Annotated in this window: 26 protein-coding genes; 14 read left to right on the top strand and 12 right to left on the bottom strand. The window is 30.2% G+C overall.

The window, feature by feature from the left end; translation table 11 throughout:
- Positions 1-56 precede the first annotated feature (56 nt).
- Positions 57-392, top strand: a complete 336-nt coding sequence (locus ABN212_RS07315) for a c-type lysozyme inhibitor (protein ID WP_198625535.1) — start codon at positions 57-59, stop codon at positions 390-392.
- Positions 393-712: 320 nt separating this feature from the next.
- Positions 713-1216 (top strand): hypothetical protein, encoded by a 504-nt coding sequence (locus ABN212_RS07310; protein WP_349443046.1) that lies wholly within the window; start codon positions 713-715, stop codon positions 1214-1216.
- Between the two features lie 77 nt (positions 1217-1293).
- Here the strand turns inward: ABN212_RS07310 and ABN212_RS07305 are convergent, their stop codons facing one another.
- Both ABN212_RS07305 and ABN212_RS07300 read right to left on the bottom strand, forming a co-directional pair.
- Positions 1294-3297 carry an autotransporter outer membrane beta-barrel domain-containing protein gene (locus tag ABN212_RS07305; protein WP_349443045.1) on the bottom strand — a complete coding sequence of 668 codons (2004 nt, stop codon included), beginning with the start codon at positions 3295-3297 and terminating at the stop codon, positions 1294-1296.
- Positions 3298-3562: 265 nt separating this feature from the next.
- The gene (locus ABN212_RS07300) at positions 3563-4033 is read right to left on the bottom strand and encodes a hypothetical protein (RefSeq protein ID WP_349443044.1); all 471 of its coding nucleotides are present in this window, start codon (positions 4031-4033) and stop codon (positions 3563-3565) included.
- 270 nt (positions 4034-4303) lie between these two features.
- On the opposite strand from ABN212_RS07300, the gene ABN212_RS07295 reads away from it, so the two are divergent.
- The 3 genes from ABN212_RS07295 to ABN212_RS07285 all read left to right on the top strand — a co-directional run bounded on the left by ABN212_RS07295 (position 4304) and on the right by ABN212_RS07285 (position 5850).
- Positions 4304-4459 carry a hypothetical protein gene (locus ABN212_RS07295; RefSeq protein WP_194952313.1) on the top strand — a complete coding sequence of 52 codons (156 nt, stop codon included), beginning with the start codon at positions 4304-4306 and terminating at the stop codon, positions 4457-4459.
- 577 nt (positions 4460-5036) lie between these two features.
- Positions 5037-5384 (top strand): immunity protein Imm33 domain-containing protein, encoded by a 348-nt coding sequence (locus ABN212_RS07290; protein WP_198625539.1) that lies wholly within the window; start codon positions 5037-5039, stop codon positions 5382-5384.
- A 244-nt stretch (positions 5385-5628) separates the two neighbouring features.
- Positions 5629-5850 carry a DUF465 domain-containing protein gene (locus tag ABN212_RS07285; RefSeq protein ID WP_109372547.1) on the top strand — a complete coding sequence of 74 codons (222 nt, stop codon included), beginning with the start codon at positions 5629-5631 and terminating at the stop codon, positions 5848-5850.
- Positions 5851-6055: 205 nt separating this feature from the next.
- On the opposite strand, the gene ABN212_RS07280 is transcribed toward ABN212_RS07285, so the two are convergent.
- From ABN212_RS07280 to ABN212_RS07270, 3 genes are all read right to left on the bottom strand, one after another.
- Positions 6056-6322: a putative Se/S carrier-like protein gene (locus ABN212_RS07280; RefSeq protein WP_198625540.1), complete on the bottom strand. Its 267-nt coding sequence runs from the start codon at positions 6320-6322 to the stop codon at positions 6056-6058.
- Complete coding sequence (gene yedE, locus ABN212_RS07275) at positions 6297-7382, bottom strand: YedE family putative selenium transporter (protein WP_349443043.1); 1086 nt, start codon at positions 7380-7382, stop codon at positions 6297-6299. The genes ABN212_RS07280 and yedE overlap by 26 nt, the downstream gene beginning before the upstream one ends.
- A 247-nt stretch (positions 7383-7629) precedes the next feature.
- A complete protein-coding gene (locus tag ABN212_RS07270; RefSeq protein ID WP_232797436.1) occupies positions 7630-7875 on the bottom strand; it encodes a hypothetical protein in 246 nt (81 codons plus the stop codon).
- A gap of 201 nt (positions 7876-8076) precedes the next feature.
- On the opposite strand from ABN212_RS07270, the gene ABN212_RS07265 reads away from it, so the two are divergent.
- The 4 genes from ABN212_RS07265 to ABN212_RS07250 all read left to right on the top strand — a co-directional run bounded on the left by ABN212_RS07265 (position 8077) and on the right by ABN212_RS07250 (position 10090).
- Positions 8077-8358, top strand: coding sequence for a DUF5339 domain-containing protein (locus ABN212_RS07265; protein ID WP_196533314.1), 282 nt, complete (start codon positions 8077-8079; stop codon positions 8356-8358).
- A gap of 213 nt (positions 8359-8571) precedes the next feature.
- Entirely contained in the window at positions 8572-9105 is a 534-nt protein-coding gene (locus ABN212_RS07260; protein WP_349443042.1) for a dihydrofolate reductase family protein, read from the top strand.
- Between the two features lie 195 nt (positions 9106-9300).
- Entirely contained in the window at positions 9301-9804 is a 504-nt protein-coding gene (locus tag ABN212_RS07255) for a hypothetical protein (protein WP_198629802.1), read from the top strand.
- Between the two features lie 43 nt (positions 9805-9847).
- Positions 9848-10090 carry a hypothetical protein gene (locus tag ABN212_RS07250; protein ID WP_198619656.1) on the top strand — a complete coding sequence of 81 codons (243 nt, stop codon included), beginning with the start codon at positions 9848-9850 and terminating at the stop codon, positions 10088-10090.
- Between the two features lie 147 nt (positions 10091-10237).
- Here the strand turns inward: ABN212_RS07250 and ABN212_RS07245 are convergent, their stop codons facing one another.
- Positions 10238-10993 carry a hypothetical protein gene (locus tag ABN212_RS07245; protein WP_198619655.1) on the bottom strand — a complete coding sequence of 252 codons (756 nt, stop codon included), beginning with the start codon at positions 10991-10993 and terminating at the stop codon, positions 10238-10240.
- 370 nt (positions 10994-11363) lie between these two features.
- Between ABN212_RS07245 and ABN212_RS07240 the strand changes: the two genes are divergently transcribed.
- From ABN212_RS07240 to ABN212_RS07225, 4 genes are all read left to right on the top strand, one after another.
- Positions 11364-11561, top strand: a complete 198-nt coding sequence (locus ABN212_RS07240; protein WP_109372589.1) for a ParD-like family protein — start codon at positions 11364-11366, stop codon at positions 11559-11561.
- A gap of 12 nt (positions 11562-11573) precedes the next feature.
- The gene (gene map, locus ABN212_RS07235) at positions 11574-12350 is read left to right on the top strand and encodes a type I methionyl aminopeptidase (protein ID WP_100158067.1); all 777 of its coding nucleotides are present in this window, start codon (positions 11574-11576) and stop codon (positions 12348-12350) included.
- A 271-nt stretch (positions 12351-12621) separates the two neighbouring features.
- Positions 12622-12960, top strand: a complete 339-nt coding sequence (locus ABN212_RS07230) for an antiterminator Q family protein (RefSeq protein ID WP_349443041.1) — start codon at positions 12622-12624, stop codon at positions 12958-12960.
- Between the two features lie 219 nt (positions 12961-13179).
- Positions 13180-14043 (top strand): lipase family alpha/beta hydrolase, encoded by an 864-nt coding sequence (locus ABN212_RS07225; protein ID WP_109372539.1) that lies wholly within the window; start codon positions 13180-13182, stop codon positions 14041-14043.
- A gap of 76 nt (positions 14044-14119) precedes the next feature.
- Here ABN212_RS07225 and ABN212_RS07220 read toward each other — a convergent pair whose 3' ends face one another.
- Positions 14120-14560, bottom strand: a complete 441-nt coding sequence (locus ABN212_RS07220; protein ID WP_109372538.1) for a hypothetical protein — start codon at positions 14558-14560, stop codon at positions 14120-14122.
- Positions 14561-14880: 320 nt separating this feature from the next.
- Here ABN212_RS07220 and ABN212_RS07215 point away from each other — a divergent pair, with 320 nt between their 5' ends.
- Entirely contained in the window at positions 14881-15618 is a 738-nt protein-coding gene (locus tag ABN212_RS07215) for a phosphatase (protein WP_109372537.1), read from the top strand.
- Between the two features lie 74 nt (positions 15619-15692).
- On the opposite strand, the gene ABN212_RS07210 is transcribed toward ABN212_RS07215, so the two are convergent.
- The 5 genes from ABN212_RS07210 to ABN212_RS07190 form a co-directional block, all read right to left on the bottom strand.
- Complete coding sequence (locus tag ABN212_RS07210) at positions 15693-17291, bottom strand: methyl-accepting chemotaxis protein (RefSeq protein ID WP_198619653.1); 1599 nt, start codon at positions 17289-17291, stop codon at positions 15693-15695.
- A 701-nt stretch (positions 17292-17992) separates the two neighbouring features.
- On the bottom strand, positions 17993-18592 hold the full coding sequence (gene nqrE, locus ABN212_RS07205) for an NADH:ubiquinone reductase (Na(+)-transporting) subunit E (RefSeq protein ID WP_109372536.1): 600 nt from the start codon (positions 18590-18592) through the stop codon (positions 17993-17995).
- A gap of 334 nt (positions 18593-18926) precedes the next feature.
- Positions 18927-19478, bottom strand: a complete 552-nt coding sequence (cyaB, locus tag ABN212_RS07200; protein WP_349443040.1) for a class IV adenylate cyclase — start codon at positions 19476-19478, stop codon at positions 18927-18929.
- A gap of 227 nt (positions 19479-19705) precedes the next feature.
- A complete protein-coding gene (locus ABN212_RS07195; protein WP_023582416.1) occupies positions 19706-20086 on the bottom strand; it encodes a DUF2628 domain-containing protein in 381 nt (126 codons plus the stop codon).
- Between the two features lie 315 nt (positions 20087-20401).
- The gene (locus tag ABN212_RS07190) at positions 20402-20836 is read right to left on the bottom strand and encodes a universal stress protein (RefSeq protein WP_072062602.1); all 435 of its coding nucleotides are present in this window, start codon (positions 20834-20836) and stop codon (positions 20402-20404) included.
- Positions 20837-20905: the final 69 nt, after the last annotated feature.

The following is a 20905-nucleotide window of genomic DNA, read 5'->3' as shown; positions in this document are numbered from 1 at the left end:
GTGAAGAGTAAAAGAATACTCTATAAACGCTAACTTAATGATATTTAGGAGACTATATGAAATTTTTATTTAAAAGTGTTTTTCTTGCAGTAGGTATTTTGTCTTCTAGTTTTGTTATGGCAGATAATACTGATGAGATAACCAAAATTTCTTATGTGTGCGAAAATAATAAAGTGATGGAAGTTATCTATGTAAATACAGCAAAAGATAGCTATGCGATCATTAATCAAATGGATGAAATGATCCCAATGAAAATCATGAAAATGGCTTCTGGTGCAAACTATGAGGCGATGAATAAAAATTATACTTATAAGCTTTATACTAAAGGTGATAATGCCGATTTAGTCGAAGGAAAAGATAAACCAGTGTTGAGTGGTTGCAAAGCTAGTTAATTACCACTATTTTTATTGAAAATCATTTAGCGCTCTTACTAGAGGTCACTTCGGTGACCTTTTTTGTATATTTAGTTGATAAATTTGAAATTTGATACAAATAACAATTTTTAAGGAGGAAGAAGAAAATTATAATGGATTATAAAATAATCAAATAGCAATTTAAAATTATTATATATGATTAATGAAATATGATAAAAAAACCATTATACAGAAAGAAGAATACAACAACACGAATTTATCCTTGCGATCACCATATGGATATAATTCACTATATGAAAATATAATTATTTTCTTACAACAAATAGGTTAGAGGTGGTATGAAAAAATACTCATATTCTCAGTTATTTAGTTATGTAATTTCAATTTTATTTATTATAGCTGTATTTTTCTATTGGAAAATTGAAATTAAAGAGTATGTTATAGTTTCAAATGTATCGATTAAAATAGCATTAGGGTTCTCTTTTATTGCCTCGTTAGTATGCTTTTTCTTTATATATAAAAAACCAACTTTTAATAAGGAAATAAAAAATTTATTAATTTTTCCTTTAGCATTAATTATGATTATATTTATTATTGTATATTTCATACTTTCTAATATTGTTTATTTTACTAGCGGAGAAATAAGTAGCTATAAGTCTAGTTACTCATACGTAGAAGGAAGAAGATCATGTTCTGGTATAAAAATAAATGATGAAAGTGAAGGTGAAGTAAAGATTTGTGCTAAAATTGTTCACGGTAATATTTATGAAACGGGAAATGCAGAAGTTTTTAAGAAAACAAATGCAATAGGTTTTGAACTGATATCAGCAAAAACATACTAATATGAAACTGAAATAGAAAACCTCATAAGTTATGAGGTTTTTTATGTGTTAATTTTATAAAATGAAAAATAAAATAGTTAAAAACTCATTCTAAATCCTGCTGTTACATATATCGGAGTTTCTATTTTATTACCATTTTGATAGTTTATTTCAGTATAGAAAAGAGCATCATTACCTATATTAGTTGTTAAACCAACGCCGTACTTACCAGTATTCCCAGAATAACGACTATCAAATGATACGTTATTAATTTCTATTTCGTTATTTTTAATGAATTCACGAGATATTGCTGCTTTTATGTAAGGCTTAACATTGTGGTTTGCAATCAGTAAATTACTTTCTAATGTGGTTCCTAATTCACCTTTTAAGCTATCCGCATTGTGGATGTTTGCTTTCATACCATTATCTAATAAATAATGCGACTTACCAATATGAGAATAAAAGATCTGGCTGTATGGTGTCAGTGTTAATGCGTTTGAGAACGCAATAGGATAGCCTATTTCTGTTGACGTTGTAACCGCATTTTGATTGTAATTTCCTTTAACTCTTCTACCTTCATTCATATTAGTATTGATTTCATTATGAAGATGATTCATCTTAAATAAAGAGTCTACATAAAAACCAGAATGATTAATCCAAGTTAAATAAATACCACCACTATAGCTATTAATATCACCATTATTAATATTGTCAGATTTGATCTTACTCTTAGTGTAAGAAGTTATTAAACCAAATAGTAATTGGTTATTATTTATGGCTATCTTCTTATCTATACCAACTTGCATTCCATTTAAGTTTGAATTGAATTGACTATAACCTTTATCATTCAAATGAGAATTATCATTTAAATAGCGAACCCACACTCCGAGATCATTATTATTTTCACGCAAGAAGCCCATTCTTTGGCGTAAAGTACTCGTCTCAATACTCAATATATGCTGTGGTGCTGAGGCCATATTAATAACGGCTTGAGCACTATTGCTTAATATAGGTTGAGTAACATTAGGCTGTTTAGATGTATCAGGTTGTTTGGAGGTATCAGGTTGTTTAGAGGTATCAGGCTGTTTAGAGGTATCAGGCTGTTTAGAAGTATCCGGCTCGCCTGATTTTCCACCTACAAGATACCACTCTGTATGACCATCATTAGTTTTGCTATTTAGTTTATATTTCCAAACACCAACTTCAACATGACCCTCTTTATTTAATAAATTAAAATTAGCATCACCTCTATTTACATAAACTAATTGAGTATTTTTAGGATCAGAAATTTCTTCTCCGCTATCATTTATTTTTAATCCAAAATGCCCAGTAGCATGATCTGAAATATAAATATTATCGCTTAAACCATTGGCTAACCTGCTACTTAAAATAAAAGTACCTTCACCGGTGAGCGTTTTCAATTCAAGCCGATTAAATTGCATGCCAGAAATATAATGTTCCATTTCAAGTTGGCTACCAGATTGCATCTCTAGATTGTTAATATGAGTAATTAATTCTGGGCCTGGTTTTTCTGGTCTAGGAGCATCGCCATCATCACCATAATCTTCGTTCCATGAGGGTAAAATATATGTTTTACCTGCTAGTGTTAAGTTTTCTATAAAGATTTTAGTTGAAGGGACAGGATCATTTTTAGATACATCAGTAGATTCAGCATCAATGTTATCAATATATAATTCAGCATTTTTATCTATAAATAATTTGCCTATAGATGATGAACCTGCGCTCATATCAATATTACTTGTGCCTGTTACTATAGTATCTTTAATAGTAGGAATACCTATTTTTTTTGCATCATGAGTATACATGCTAATAGTAGCATCGTCTTTAACGATAGTACCTATCGCGAGACTATCACCATTCATTCTTAATATTGCCTCGTTTGAAAGAGTAATATTTTGTATTTCGTGGTTTTTATCTATATAAAGATTTGTTGTATCACTGTAAGTAGAATTAGAAGTAATTTCATTATTGGAGAGAATAACACCTTGTACATTATTTTCTTTTGCATAAACAGAACTGGCTAAGAAAGATAATACACTTATAGTAATAATATTCTTACTAAAATGTTTATTCAATAGCATAAAAAATGACCTTTTTATTTTTTATTGTGTGAAAAATAATTAATTTATGCTTAATGATTATGTTATTTGTTTTTTTTATCAATTTAAATAACCGTAAAAAAATTTATTTAGAATATAATCTTTCTTAAGGTGAATTCTATTAAAGAAAAATATAATTATTTGCTATATAGAATAATATATCTTAGATGGGTTATTTAGCTTATGGTGTTTTTTATTTAAAAAAACACCATAAGCTAAATAAGAGAATATCATAATAGCCTAGCTATTATTCTTTGGGGTTTCTGTATACTAAAATAGCAAAAAATAGAGCCCATAAGAAACTGATAACTTTAAACCATTTAGGATATTTTTTTTGTAGAGAAAACCAGCAAAAAATAAAGGGAGCAAAAAAAGTGGCAATTGCTAGGATAGCAAATTTTGTTTTATAAAATCTTTTTGCTTTAAATTCTTTTTTAACTCTTTTCTCAATTTCTTTGCCGTTTCTTTCTACTTTAGCTCTTTCATTATTCCATAATGGGTATTTATTATCTAACCAACGCGTTATCCCAAATAATGAGCTGGTAATTCTATTTTTTGCGTATTGACTTGTATCGCCAGAATATTTGATTTCTTGAATAATTTGAAAGAATGATACAGTAAGCTTAAGAAACTCATTGTCTAATTTCTCATAAGGCAGAGGCTTATCAGAGTTAGGGCTTTTACTTTTTTTCTCCGATCGTTCAAAACAACCAATCATTGTAGATACTTTATCAACGGTTTTATCTGCAAATTTATTAAATTCTCTTTTTTGAATTTCTTGCGGTGACTGTCCATCATCAGAAAGACTAATTTATCATAAATATATTAATGTTTTTTCTAAACTTAAACAACGAACTATATCGTAAATATCCTATCGATAATGTACTGCTAATCATCTTTAAATGATGATTTTGTAAAACAGTGTAAGTCAGACCGTTCTGTTACTGTTTTGTGCCAATATTTTCTCTTTTACAAATGGGGAATTATTATGTCTACAATGAAAACAGAAGTTATTGTTATTCGTTTAACAAAAAAAGAGCGTGCATTATTGGATTCAATAAAAACAGCACCACTACTTGCAGATTGGATGAAAGAATTAGCACTTTCTAAATTACAAGAGCAAGATATTTCATCTAATAAATAGTTACAAATGCCGGCAAAAATGGAATTGAGTCGGCATCCTTATTTTATTACTTATACAATAAAATTGAGTCGTAACAGTAATAATGGATTATAGTTTATGTCCATTAATTTTAAGATATAGGTATGGATATTAATAAAACTAAAAAAATATTTGAGTAAAGTTAAAGAGATGTAAAGCTAATTGTAATGAGAAAATGATATCAACAACCATTGCCAATAAAAAAGCCCAATGTGGCGGCATTGGGCTTAGTGACTCGAATAGATGGGTATAAAAAACTATTAGAGACCGATATAAATGTAGTGAATTTTCATTTTATAAATTAACAATAAATGCTTTTTTTTAAGTAAAAAGTGCTGTTATGCTTTACGTCGTCTAGTTTTAAAGCAAATTGATGTTTTTTCATTCTATTTAATTGTGTGGAGTTTCGTAGATCTACTCATTTTTATACTTTTGGCTATGTGAATAGAGGGAGCGATGTGCTCTTTTATCAATACTTGGTAGATAACGATAAGTTAATTATAATCAAAAACTTATAAACTCTTTTCTCGAGTGTTTTCTGTAAAATTAAAGATATAATATGAATAAAAACAATGGGTTATTAATTTCAGAACAACAGAACATAATGTGTGAAAGATATGGTGTTTTACCTCAAAAGCCAGAAGACATGGTAGCGATTGCTTTGGATAACCTAAATGGTAATCCTATTTACGGTACACGCATAAAACACTTAGAAGGTGGTACTATAAGTTGGTTTTTCTATTGTGAGGAATATTGTGCAAAGGACGACTTTTATCAACCATTGCATACAGAACATTTGAAAGAACTGCTACCTGAAGTAATAAATTATCTTTATCTACCAGAAGGATATAATTTTATTATTGATAGAGATGGATATGAAGATGTTTGGTTTGAAGAGATAAATTAATAAGTATTTATCATTATTTTATAATTTTTAGATTAAGTAGATTTACATTTTTATATGCTCTTACGTATTGAATTTTATAACTATGCAGAGAGTATATAATATAAAAATATTGAGCTATTTTAAGAATTAAAAATATTAATTGATGTTGGTCTTATTTTTAACATAAAGACAATGACAGATTAATCAGTTTGAGTAAATATTATAAGAGCATTTAATTCACTATTAATAAGGAAGGTAGCTATTTATGTTTCCAGAATATCGTGATTTAATTTCAAAACTTCGTCAGACTGACCCCCATTTTCGTGCTCTTTTTGAACAACATAACGAACTTGACCATAAAATTGTTAGATTAGAACATAAAGATAGAAGAGGATATGGTGAAGAAGTTGTTGAGCTCAAAAAACAAAAACTAAAACTGAAAGAGGAAATTCATCAGATCCTCAAAAACCCACCGGAAGAAGCGTGAGTAATAAAAAATAATTACTCTATAAATACATAAAGATGCAGAAACCATCCAACTAAAAAGGGATGGTTTTTCGTTTTTAGAAAGATAATTTATTTTTAATTAAAAAATTATATAAACCATATAGTTATATATATAAAGAAAAGGCTACTATTGTAGCCTTTTAACTGTCTAGGTTCTAAATATAATAACTTAGTTATGTACTATGCTAAAACTCATCTTTCCAAAGTACATCAAAATGGTTTGAATCTATTTTATAAACAGCTCTAACGTTATCATTAATATACTGTTTATAAATTTCATCGCCAGAAAAATAAATGGATATGGCTAACTCACATTCTGACGATATTTTTCGTGGAGCATCAATAATTTTTGCGGAAAAATTATCTTGTTGGAGTTGTTGCTGAAGTTTTTTTACAGCGTATTGCTCATGAAAAAGGAATAAATAGTTATGCGCCATTTTTACTAATTCCATTATCTTTTGCTTTATTTGCGACATAGGTATAAATAGCAGCAACAATGACAGCAAACAATAAACCAATAATAACAACTAGCTTACCATTATCGGTAACTCCAGCAGGGCTTAAGGCATAAGTGAAGTTATGAGCAAATGCTGCCCCCACTAACATACCCATGACGCTTACAGCTGCATCTGAGTTACCTTGACCTGCATTAGCTAGTTGTCGTAATGGGCAACCTGTAATAAGTACACCACATAAGCCTACAAGCGCCATAGAGAGCAAATTCCATAGACCATCGCTGTGGGCTATTGGTTGATTTTCAAAACCAAGATTAAACTTGCCTAAATAGAGATTACCCAAAAAAACAACGAGTGTTAATGCGATTACACCAAACGCCATATTGTAATTGCGCGATAAAAATACATGTTTGGCCATTCCAATAAAGCAGAATCTTGTGCGTTGAATAATAAAACCAATAATAAGCCCTGCGATGATAGACATCCACACTGGCGCATGACTTGCTCCAGGGCTTTTCACACTGGCATTAAATATATCACTATTCCATAAGAATAGAGCAAATAGGAATATACATATAATAGGTAAAATAAAACCTTCTATAGGAGATTGGTTATAATTTCTTGGTAGAGAAAATCCTTTTTTGACAAATAAACTACCTATGCCAATTCCTATTATTAATCCAACTAATCCTATAACAGCATTTAAATCACCAGCGCCGATACGAAGTACCATTCTTAATGGACAACCTAAAAAAACTAAGCAGCCTACCATCATTAGAAAACCCAGTGTAAAACGAATAATAGGCGCAGAACCTGCCTTTGATTGAAATTCTTTGAAGATAAGTGCGGCAATAAAAGAACCAAGAATAAAACCAAATATTTCTGGGCGAAGATATTGTACCGTTTCGGTGTGATGCAAGCCCATGCTTCCTGCGCTATCACGAATAAAGCACGCTACACAAACCCCCATATTAGGTGGATTTCCGTTAATGCCAAGAAGTAACGCAAGAGTACCAATAATAAATCCAGATAGGATTAAAACCCATTTTATAGACATCAAATGCCTCCGTTGATGGGGGAAGCCCCCCTGACTAATAGAACCTATTAAGTACGGAGCAACTATATATAAGAATAACGTATGATTCTTTTATATAGATCACGTCAAAATTAATAAACTAGATAAGATAATTTTTAGAATCTAAGAATGTTAATTTAATGAGCAATAAGTTAATTATTGTTTAAATAACTTATTTCCAATAATGAAGAGTATAAAATGATGTTTAGAAAAGGATTAATTTAACTATTTACTTCTTTTTCCACTTTGTATATGCATCTGTAATTACAGATGCAATTTTTTCATAATTATCCCATGTATTTTCAACATAATATGAAGAAGATAACCCTTGGGCTAAAACACGCTCGAAATCTTCAAAATAGCTATTATTTTCTGATTCATAATAATATTGTGTAAATGCATATCCTTCATCACTCAAGTCATCACTAATAAACTTCTCGTCACAAACTTGGATAAGAAATGCAAGACCATCCATGTGTTAGCTGATACGGAAAATAATAAACTAAATTCAATTATCATATTTTGATTCCACTTATTATAATAATCATTATTAGATTAGGCTTTATTTTTTAATTAAGATAATACTTATCCCCATTTTATTATTCTTTGAGATAATACTGATTTAAAAGATAATGGAAGTAACTCTCTAACTGTTAACAATACTTAAAGGATATTTATGAAAAATTTTATTTTAGCTTTGGGTTTATTATCAATTTCTTCTATCGCTGTTTCTGCTGATTTATCTAAAACATGTGAAGACTATTTTAAAGAAACTGACTCTTATGTCGAATTAATGGCAAAAAATGATGCAACTAAAGCTCAAGCAGAAGCGATGAAAGCGCAATATACTCAAGCTAAAGAACAATTTGCAGCATTACCTAAAGATGTACAGGAAAGTACTTGTAAGCAAGCTTTAGATTCTTTAGAGCAAATGAAAAAAATGTCAGCAGGTCAATAAATTTTATTTTATTTCGATAAGCCTTATAATAATTAAAGTTATAAGGCTTTTTTTATGACTAAAAGATAAAAATACTTTTTATATCGCAATATCTTATTATTAAATCTAATTTAAAATTAAAAAATAATTAATTTTCATTATCTCTATGTTTGTTTTCAATTTTATTTATTTAATGTTAATATCAAATGCCTTCTCTAAGAATGAGTATTGAAAATGAACATTGTGGTTTATATTGCAACAAGTTTAGATGGTTATATTGCTGATAAGCAAGGTAATATTGATTGGCTTACCAGTATTGAAAACCCTGAAAATTTAGACTTTGGTTTTTCTGACTTTCTTAGTGAAATAGATGTAATTATTATGGGAAGAACAACGTTTGAAACAATAATGGGTTTTGATATTGAGTGGCCCTATGTTCAGCCTGTTTTTGTATTAAGTAATACCATTAAAGAATTACCAAGCTCATTACCTAGTAATGTAAATATCTTATCAGGAAATGTTAGTGAAATAATAAAAAGACTTAAAGATGATGGATATAATAGAGTGTATGTTGACGGTGGAAAAACAGTTCAAGGATTTATTAATGAAGGTTTTGTTGATGAACTTATAATAACTAGAATACCTATTTTATTAGGCGAGGGCATACCGTTATTTATTCCAAATGATAAAAAAATAGAATTTATTCATCATAAAACAGAAGTGTATTTAGATTCTTTTGTTAAATCACATTATAAAAAACATAATTAAATATCAATTATTAAATTTGGAGGGCACCTTATTGGTGTCCTTTCTTATTTCTATATGATAATAATTTAATATAGTTAGTTGCCATGAATTTCCGTTGGATATATTTTTGTTTATTCTTATTATTTTAGTTAAGTTATTTGTTTGCTCTGTATTTTTTATCAATTTATAGCTTAAATCATTTTCTATCATCGATTTATGAGCAGATTTCTTTATTTTTATATAAATGGGAAAATTTATTTTGTTGATGAATCGATTTTATGGAATAATTATTTACTCCTATTTCTTATTGATATTCAATTTATGCATTATTTTTTATTGTTATTACTTTCTGTATTTGTAAGTTCTGGATGTACCAATAATAAAGTAACTCAGACTAAATTAATTGAAACACACACCGATAATTCCATTCCTGATAGTCACGCAGTTAATAATAACTTGGTTTTTATGTTAGGAAAGCAATCTCGTTTTGAAATGGAAGTTCAAGAAGAAAAACAAAGACTTGGACAAGTTTTTAAAGTTGGTTTAAATGAGAAAAAACCATCAATCAACGATCAGTATTTAAATAATAATTCAACATTAAAGCCTATTCAAAAAATAAGTTTTACTATGCCAGTTGCTGAGCCTATTTGGAATGAAAAAAAACAAACTGTTGAATTCAAATGGAAACAAAAGCCACATTATACTTTTGATGCCTATTAATATTTTAATATCAATTTAAAATTTAATTTTATATGGATAAATTATGCGCATAGCAATCACCTTATTATCTTTTCTATTATTGGGTTGTACTACTGATAACGTTACTTTTAGTACGGGTAATTCAGGGAGCCATAGAATAGGCAGCCCAGTATGTTCTACATTAGTTTGTGGTAAAAATACTCGAACACCAGGAGAGCAAAAATCAATTAATGAGGCTGTTCATGAACAACAGCGGGCTATTATGCGAGGAGAAAAACCTGATTTGCAGATCATGGCTTCTTATTAGAATTTAACACGATTGAAATAGAGCTAGAAAAAGTGCACTAGCATTAAATGCTAATATAAATCTTAAATCGCTTTATTTCATAGTTGCTCAAAAAAATAGCGTAATAATTTACGCTATTTTTAGCAGAAGAAATTTAATGGATAAAGATTAAGGGATACAAGGCTCTGGTGCATAGTTACTATTTGGAAAAGGATTTGGTAAATAGCTACATTTCTTCATCATTTGTTGTGAGCCTTCTTCTGATTCAAAAAGTGCAACACCAATTACCCCCATATTTCTTTTATCACCTTGAGCACTATAATTTACATATCCTTCATCAGGAGCGCCAAAGCGAAAAGCGGCAACTTGTTGCTGATTTTTTCTAAAACCTTCAACAAATAAAGTATCTCCAGGTCTTAATAAATAACCTCTATTTTGATAAGAGCCTGCTGTTCCACTAATGACATCTAAGCCATCAACAGTAATAACAGCTTCATATATTATTTTATGGCTAGTGTTATGTAAGAAAATAATATAGCGCTCATTCTGTTTTCCATACAGTAAATATTGATTATTCTGTGTGTGATATAATGGCATTATCTTTCTGTATTCAGTCAAGATTGATATCTGTACTGGACTTTCACTAATACGCACAATTTTTGAATAAGAATTGGAAGGCGCTCCATTTTGATAAAATATAGATGTTGTTTGTGAAGGTGTTTGTGATAATCGATACGCTTCAACACTTTCAGTAACAGAAGATAAACTTTCTCCCCATTTTGTTGAAAGGGCTCTATTTTCAGTTTGCTCGTTGGCAACACTTAAGCTAGTGGGATAGTTTCTCTCAATTGTTGTACAACCAGAGGTTAGTATTAAAATACTACTCAATAACGAAAGTGATGCGATTGTTTTGAATAGATTCATATTCTTGCTTTCCTTAGTATTTATGCGAGATTTGTTTCTAATTTTTATTAATATCAAATTAGCGTTTACTTTCTAATTTGTCTCTCAGCTAATTCTTAGGATAATTGTATTTAAGATAAACAGCTGTAATTTAGGATAATTTGAGACCAAATATTATTCATTTGTGGGTTGGTGTAATAAAGTAGATGAAAATAAAAAAATGATCTCATTATTTTGAGTTTTTATTTTCTCCTATTTCTCCTATTTCTCCTTATTTTTTTATTTAGGCATTTTATGCCTATGGCGGTATTGAATAGCAATTGAAAGAAGAAGAGTTTGATTCTATTATAGAACGTATATGTTTTATTATGATTTGTATATAAGGATTGGCGTGGGTATTGTAAAAATTTCTGATGAATTACATGAGTACTTGCGAAAAGCAAGTAATGTGATGTCACGCTCTGTTAATGCTCAGGCAGAGTTTTGGATAAAAATTGGCATTCAAGCAGAATTAAACCCAGATAAGACATTTCCAATGATTATCAATGAAATGCTGGAAAAAGAAGCCATCAAGCAAGACGTAGAATAAGAGGAAAGAAGAGTGGATAAAATAACGATTAAAACGGCTGATGAAATTGAATTAATGCGTGAGTCAGGGCGTTTATTGGCGAAAGTTTTTACAATGCTTGATGATTTTATTGTACCCGGTGTTTCTACACTAGAGATTAACGATAAAGTTGATGATTTTATTGTCAATGAACTTCAATCAAGACCAGCAAGTAAAGGTCAATATGGTTATGAGTATGTGCTAAATACATCTATCAATGAAGTTGTTTGTCATGGTGTACCAAAAGCAGATGAGCGCCTTAAAAGCAAAGATATTGTTAATGTTGATATCACACTAGAAAAAAATGGATTCATTGCTGACTCTAGTAAAATGTATATTATGCCAGAGGCATCTCCTATTGCGCGTAAATTAGCAAAAACAACGTATCAAGCAATGTGGGAAGGTATTAAGGAAGTAAAACCAGGTGCGACATTAGGCGATATTGGTCATGCTATTCAAAGCTTTGCACAAAGTCATGGATATAGTGTAGTGAGAGAATACTGTGGGCATGGAATAGGAAGAGAAATGCATGAAGCGCCACAGGTACTACATTATGGTATAAAAGGACAGGGCGTTGAATTAAAAGAAGGCATGACTTTTACGATTGAGCCAATGATAAATCAAGGCGGCGCTAAAATAAAAACTAAGAAAGATGGTTGGACTGTTGTAACAAGAGATAAAAAGTTATCTGCTCAATCAGAACATACTATTTTGGTAACAGCAACAGGGTATGAAGTACTCACTTTACGTCCAGAAGAAGTATTACCATAATTGCTACTCTTTTATATTTATAGCCATTTTAAGAGAAAATATTTTTATAATTTAAAAATAATTTAATTTTTAATTAAAGTGGCTAGTTGCATCTATTTTATTTTTCATTCCTATCAATAAATTAAGTTAAAAACTCAATATCTTTATAAACCAGAGTTGTAAATTACACGTTGTTCACTATATTAATATCAATATTCATTAAGTGTTAATGGATTATTATCAAATGATTGCAGGATGCGATTATTACTTTATGGAAAATAAGGATGTTAATATGGAAAATATTTCAAAAACTTTAGAAGCGTGGGGAACATGGGTGGCTAATGATCAAAATGCCATTAATCTATTGAATAATAAAGAAATTATTCCAGAGCGTATAAAGTTAAGAAAAAAATGTACTCATCATAATGCTAATATTATTAATGACTTAATGAAAAGATTGATGGCGCACAATAAAAAGGACTATCAGTTGCTTATTAATTATTATGTTTTTGGTAAAACGTTTATTCAGCTTGCAAAATATGATCAATGTTCGGATACATATATTGGAAAAAAACTGAAAAAAGCAGAAGGTATGATTGAAGGTATGCTGATTTTCTCGGGTGCTAATTAAGACTATAAATAAAAAATTAAAATAATGCTTTACGATCGTAAAATAAAGATTAAGCTAAAAACACTTAGAACAATTAAGGTATAAAAATACGATGCTTACTATAATTTTTGTACTTCAAAGTTGTATTTTAAACTTTGTATTCTAAGTGTTGTTTTAAGTATTGCTAATAGGATGTTTAGCAAATTAAATAGATTAATTTAAACCCAAGGAGTGGAAAATATGTCAACTACATATCCAATTATTTTAGTTCATGGTTTATCTGGTTTTGATGATATCGTCGGTTATCCTTATTTTTATGGTATCGCCGATGCCTTAGAAAAAGATGGCCATAAAGTTTTCACCGCATCTCTTTCTGCATTTAACTCTAACGAAGTTCGTGGTGAACAACTTTGGGAATTTGTGCAAAAAATTCTCAAAGAAACGAAAGCCAAAAAAGTAAATTTAATCGGTCATAGCCAAGGCCCATTAGCTTGCCGTTATGTTGCTGCAAAACATGCGAAGAGCATTGCTTCTGTTACTTCTGTTAATGGTGTAAACCACGGTTCAGAAATTGCAGATTTAGTACGACGTATTATGCGCAAGGATAGTGTGCCAGAATATATTGCTGATGCAGTAATGAAAGCTATTGGTACTATTATTTCTGCATTTTCAGGTAATCGTGGCAATCCACAAGATGCTGTCGCTGCATTAGAAGCGTTAACAACTGAAAATGTAACTGAATTTAATAAAAAGTACCCACAAGGGTTGCCAGCTGTTCGTGGTGGTGAAGGTAAAGAAATCGTAAATGGCGTTCATTACTATTCATTTGGTAGCTATATCCAAGGTTTGATTGCTGGTGAAAGAGGCAATTTACTGGATCCTACTCATGCCGCAATGCGTGTATTAAGTGCATTCTTTACTGAGCGTGAAAATGATGGCTTGGTAGGTCGTACAAGTATGCGATTAGGTAAACTGATCAAAGATAATTATGCTGAAGATCATCTGGATATGGTAAATCAGGTTGCTGGGTTAGTAGGGCGTGGTGAAGATATCATCGCTATTTATACAAACCATGCGAATTTCTTAGCAAGTAAAAAGCTTTAATTATCCTGTATGCTTGTTGTGAAATAATCTAGTACGAATGGCTCTAATCAATTTAGAGCCATTTTTATTTTTTTTATTATTGTTGGTTAATATCTTTATTAACGCTGACAGAAATAGCATAGCCTAATAAATAAAGTGCTTGCTCTAGACTATCTACTTTTGAGGTTTGATTAATTTCAAGTAAACGCTCTATTTGCGCACTCGTTAAATTCATCTTTCTTGCAAGATCGGATTTTTTTGTCTTTGTTTCTAACATCGCATTATGTAATGCAATTTTTAAACAGCTAATAAGAGGTAAGTAGACAATAAAATCACCATCTTGGGCTTTGGATGGAGCAGGAATAGGCTGTTTACTCGCAATAAACTCCTCAAGACCCACATGTAAAATATCAGAGGCTTCTAGTTCAATATCATCTTCTGTATAAGCAACAGCGTGTATATTATCAAAATCACGGTAGGTAATTTCGTAAGTTTCACTTTCTTTATCAAAATGAGCGACTGCTGGATAGTTGAACATAAATAGCCTTTTATAAAGTTGAAAACTAGGTTTAACATGAAATTACACAATATAATGTGTTTTCAAAATCCCTGTGTATAGTACTAAAGTGAAACTCTATTTATCTATTTGATATTAAATAGTATGTTAAAGATTAAAGCATATTTATTAAAATTTATCTTCATTTCTTGCTAATGTGAGAAAAAGTGCAGTAGATAGTACATTGCTTGTTGGTTATTACGTATTTTTACTGGAATTGATAATTAATTCTAGATAGATCTTATATTCAATAAAAGCCATCTTATCGATGTTCATAAGGTGTTTTTAGAAAGGAGTTGTTTATGTATCCCGTTGATTTACATGCTCATACTATTGCTAGTACACATGCTTACAGTACAGTTAGTGAATATTTCCAGCAAGCTAAAAAGCAGGGAATTCAGTTGTTTGCAATTACTGATCATGGCCCAGATATGGATGATGCACCTCATGAATGGCATTTTTCTAACTTACCTGTGATCCCTCGTATTATTGATGGTGTTGGTATTCTTTATGGTATAGAAGCGAATATTAAAAATATTAAAGGTGAAACAGATTGTAGTGAGAAAATGAGCAAGAAATTAGATATTGTACTTGCTGGTTTTCATGATCCAGTAATGAGTTCATTAGGCCTTGTTGATAATACAAAAGCGTTAATTGCAACAATAGCAAGTGGCTGTGTCCAAATGATTACGCATCCAGGGAATCCGAAATATCCAATAGATATTGCTGAAGTTGCAAAAGCAGCTGCTACTTACAACGTTGCTTTAGAAATGAATAACTCATCATTTATTCATTCTAGAGTAGGAAGTGAGAAGAATTGCATAGAAATAGCGAAAGCAGTACGTGATGCAGGAGGATTAATTGCACTAGGCTCTGACTCACACATTGCTTCTTCACTAGGAAATTTTGATCGAGTATTAGAAGTATTAGCTCAAATAGATTTTCCACAAGAGCGTATATTAAATGTAACTCCAAGAAGGGTATTAGATTTTCTAGAGTCACATGGTAAAAAAGAGATCCCTGAATTTAGCCATTTTTAATATTGGGTTAAATCAGTAATAAGAAAGCTATCCTAAGATTAAGATAGCTTTTATGCTGTGAGTAGACTTAACATTTACTGATGAAAAACAGTTAATTCTTGTTTTAGTCTATCTGATTGTGTTTGCAAAGAATCTAATGAACTGACTAATTCTCGTGTCATTGTTGAGTTAGCTTGTGTGGTTTGATCTAATTGATTTATTGCATCTTCAATTTGGGCAATACCATTACTTTGTTCATTTGTAGAAATAGAAATATCGTGGATCATTTCATTAATATTTTCAGTATGTTTAGAAATATCTACCATATTATCGTTTGCGTCAGCGGCTAGCTGAAAACACTGATTTATTTTTTTACTTGAATTAGCGACAAGTACTTTTATCTCTTTTGATGCCAAATTACAGCTAATAGATAATTCTCTTACTTCTTTAGCAACAACAGCAAAACCTTTTCCATGTTCACCGACTCTTGCCGCTTCTACGGCAGCATTTAAAGCCAATAGGTTTGTTTGGAAGGCGATATTATCGATTGTAGAGGTAATGTCGTTTATTTGTTCAGAGAACGTGACAACTTCATGCATATTTTCAACAACGTTAGCGAGCATTTCATTGCTTTGATGGATCATCGTATCTGTTTTTGTTACTAGCTCACATGATGCTTGTGTATTTTCTGCATGTTGTTTTGATGTAACGCTTAATTGTCGTATTCCTGCGGAGGTTTCGAGTACAGCTGCTGACTGTTGTTCAACACGAATAGCAAGATTATTGTTCATAACAGCAATATCACTTAATTCTGAATTAATAAGACCTGAGCTGTGATTGATGTTATTGACGATCCGTTTTATCTGATCTCGCATTTTTTGAATATTGGCAGTGAGAATATTTATTTCATATAGACCTTTTGTGGTGACATCGGTCGCTAATTCTCCATTACTAATATCTTCGATATTTTTCATTATAGCGTTTAAAGGTGAAATAAAGTTTTTTCGTAGTACAACTTGAACTAAGAAAGAAAAAATAACAATTAATATTGAAATAGCGATTAAGCTATAAATAATTTTATCGTACAGTAATTCTCCTTCACCCAATGAAGCCGTGTAATAATTTTCTAGCTGTTGATGATAGTTAGTATAGGCTTGCTCAAAATTGTCTTGATAGGTTTGTGTTGGTTGATTTAAATACTCGTATGTTTTGCCTTGTTCTAGAAAGGCTAAAAATTCAATGAGCGCGGCATTAAGCTCAGTATATTTCTGCTCTAATTGTTGTATATAACTTTGATCTTCAACATTATGAGGAAAATTCTTGAAACTTTCCCATCCATTTTCAACGTGCTGAAGTTTTTCTTTAGTTTGTTGTAATAATGAGGAGATGTCAGTATTTGCGGTAGCCATTTTATTAATGATTAATAAGTGGCGAGAACTAGCCCTATTTAAGGTATTACGTGTTTGTAGTAGATTTTCCCAAGTATTGCTTAGTAGTGATTGTTCATGGTAGATATTATTTAGTGTGTTTAAGTTTCTCTTGTAATCATTAACTGAAGAGAGAAATAAAACACAAGCTAGCCCAAGAAGTAAGATTAAAGAGCCTGTAATAAGCCAAACTAGGGTGGTTGTTTTTAAACTCGACATATTAAAAGAGACGTTTGGCAAATAACGTTGTTTGAAGTTCTTAAACATGTAATGTTATTTCCTTTTTCATAAAAATATAACTGTGTAATTTATTGATTTTTAAGTTTTATTTTTACTTCCTGTAACTGGTATAGACAAAGAATTAAAAAACAAATGAAAATATGTTTTTAGGTCACTCTTTGATTTAATGCCATATATCCTTTTGATTTTTTCAAATACTAAAAAATAGTATCGGCATTTTATAAATATTCTTTATGCTTATTTATTGTTCTGATTAATAAATTTATTAAATGTATTTATTTGTTTTGTAACACTTTGATTTTTAATTAATTTTTCTTAAATATTAAAAGTTAAAGATAAATAATAAAAATGATATAAAAGAGATCACCTTCGTGGAATATAGTTAACCTGTTGATTTATTATTAACTTTATGTGATTGACTAGTTGATTTTTGAACAATTAGATTTAAATAATGCCAGTATTTCTATTTATAAAATAAAAAATTAATAATGATTAAAACAGCAATAAATTAAATTATTTTTTGTTTATTTAATAGAACAAATAAGAGAACTTAACGTTATAAATGAGAGAGAAATAAAAAGATTGCAATAGATAAAAAATAAGAAATCAGACGAAATCGCTATAAGCGGAAGGGCTATAATCCCTCCGCCTATAAATAAAGATCACATCGGGAATGATCCTAATGATGTATGAAAATTTCACATAATATTAAAGATAAAAACAAGTTATTAAAGTGAAATGCCAGAGAATGACATAAAACCAAGTGACATTAATCCTACTGTGATAAATGTGATCCCTAATCCTCTCAATCCTTTCGGAATGTCTGAATATTTCATTTTTTCACGTAAACCTGAGAGAGCTATAATTGCAAGTAACCAACCTATGCCACATCCTGCACCATATATCACTGATTCAGTAAAGGTGTAATCACGTTCAACCATAAAAATGGTGGCACCAAAGATAGCACAATGAATAGTCAATAAAGGCAAAAAGATCCCTAATGAATGATAAAGTGAAGGGATAAATTTATCTAAAAACATTTCTAAAATTTGAACTAGTGCCGCTAAAACGCCAATAAAAGTAATATATCTAAGAAAGCTAAGATCAATACCTTCAACTATCGCGTCTTTCTTTAGGATAAAATGATAGATTAAGTTGTTGATAGGTGTAGCAATAATAAGTAAGACAGTAACAGTAAGACCTAGTTTTAATGAGGTTTTTACTTCTTTAGAAACAGCAAGAAAAGTACACATTCCTAAAAAGAAACTTAATGCCATATTCTCAACAAAAGTTGCCTTAATAAAGATATTAAGGTAATTTTCAAGCATAAACCCTCCTGTTAATATATTTTTTTACTAATTCTAGTAAAAACAGTGTATTAATATAAGTGGTATTGCAAAAATATCTTTAAAATTAGATCTAAATGACATTTTTTGACTAAGAGTGAGGTTTATTTAAGATAAGGAAAATAAAATTATTGGATAAATGTAATAAATATAGGATTCAAATAAATCTTCTATTTAAACCCCATTTTTTATTGTTAGTGAGTAAGATAAAAAGCATTAGAAATGACAAAGCATCAATATCTGTTGATAGCATATCGATGCTTAGATGAGAAAGTTTTTAATTATTTTTATAGAGATGTTTACTGAATAAAATTGTTTATGATTTGAGGTTGTTTAACATGAGTGTTTTATAGTTATCTTTCTCAAGATCTTTTTCTGTAAAACCAAATTTTGCGGCTAAATGTCTTAATTGATCCGTGTAGAGTGATAGTTTGCTTTGGTCGTCCGTCATGATAGCAAACTCGGCAAATGAGCCTAATTTATCTAGTTTATCAATAGTGATATGAAACTCATCTAGAAAATAGATTTCTCTTGATTTTGTATAATTGAGAATACAATGGTAGCCAAGTGTCGTAAACATAGAGACTGTTTTTTCTGCATCTTCGATGCGAACGGCTTCACATTGTGATAAATCAGGGCCTTTAACGATAAGAAGATTTATTCTTGAGGGTAGCATTTTTCTTACGCATAAACTGATGGTTGCAGTTGAAAATTCAGTATTATCATGTTCCATGTACCAATCTGTTTCTTTATTCTCAGATGTAAATAATGTGGCTCCTGATTTTTTTAATTCATTAATAAAATTTTGTGGATTTTGAAGGTGATATTTTAGTTCAGCTTCAAATTTACCTTGAAAGTGTTCAGACATACGTTTTCCCCAATTTAGCGTTAATGAATTATAGCGCATTAACAAGGTGCTCTTCTGAGATAAAAACGAACTTTTAGTGTTATTTCATTATTTTCTATTTTAGTAAATTAGATGAAAATATTTAAATAGAGTAATGGATAAAATTACTATGAAATAAGGATAAGAGGATATAGTGTTATTAAAAAAAAAGATATAAGGGAAAATAAAGGGGCGTTGCCCCTTTATTATTACAGAACACCTTCGAACGGGTTCCAACTTTGATCATTTTTGGTTTCTTTTAAGTAGTATGCATAGTTGGCTGTTATCGCCCATAAAATGTTAACTGCGATACCCACAGCATTGATAACACCATTGTTTACAGGTAAAAAACCAATAATAGTAAAAATGGCAATATTAATAGCAAATAATGTTAATGCCTTGCGCCATAAACCTAAAATAAGAAAGTAAATAAAACCAAAGAAAAATGCCCAGATATTCATTCCAATAAGAATACGTTTACCAAAGGAGAGTTCTTTATAAGCAGCTTTAAATTCTGGCGTTTTAGGTGAGCCATATTTATCAAAAAATGAAAAACGCTCTTGCCATTTTTCAGAAAGTTCTTTATTCATTTTAATTCCTTTTACTCTGTTGATTAAATTTAGCCTTAATAGAAAAGTATCTTTACATAATTTAACATCATGAACAATATAAATTTATTAAGAGATTATTAATATAAGAGTTTATATAAAAAGCATTAAAGTGACTGTATTTCTAGCCATTTTTTAATAATTATCTTATTGCTTCAGAATATATTTTTAATAATTACTCTTAAAAATAAACAGGATAAAATAAAATATCATTTTGAATGGATTTTATGGTGAAAAGAATAAGAAATCTGGCTTATGACGAATACCAGATTTCTTATGGAAGCAGGAAGTGGGTGATTAACGCACGACTAATACAGATGATTCTGCGTAACTAACCACTGAAGATGCGGTAGAACCTAGAAGATAAGTTTTCATACCAGGATTACGAGAACCAATGACAATCAGCTCTGCTTGAATTTTTTTTGCGGTTTCTAAAATTTTATCGCGAGGATTGCCTATAGACACGTAAAATTGAGTTGTACTATTGGGAATATCAATGTGCGATAAATTTTCTTTTAGTGTGGATAATGCAATTTCAATACGTTGTTTGTCACTTGCTAGTCTATCTTGGCCTGCGAATGCAAATCCGACAAAAGACTCATAACTTGGAATGACTGATAAAAAATGAATATTCAATTTGTCAGCGACAGACAATGCTTTTAGATGAGACACAACCTTGTCTAATAAACCAAGCTCTGTAAAATCAACGGGTACTAACACTGTTTTTGTCATAGTGGCTCCTAATTAACCTTTTATTATGATTAGGGCTTTTATATTAACTTTTTGTGCATACAAATATGA

Origin of the sequence: Proteus genomosp. 6 (genome assembly GCF_040139785.1) — a bacterium.
Taxonomy (GTDB): Bacteria; Pseudomonadota; Gammaproteobacteria; order Enterobacterales; family Enterobacteriaceae; genus Proteus.
The sequence above is the reverse complement of the archived record's forward strand: the minus strand, read 5'-3'. Positions and strand labels throughout refer to the sequence as shown.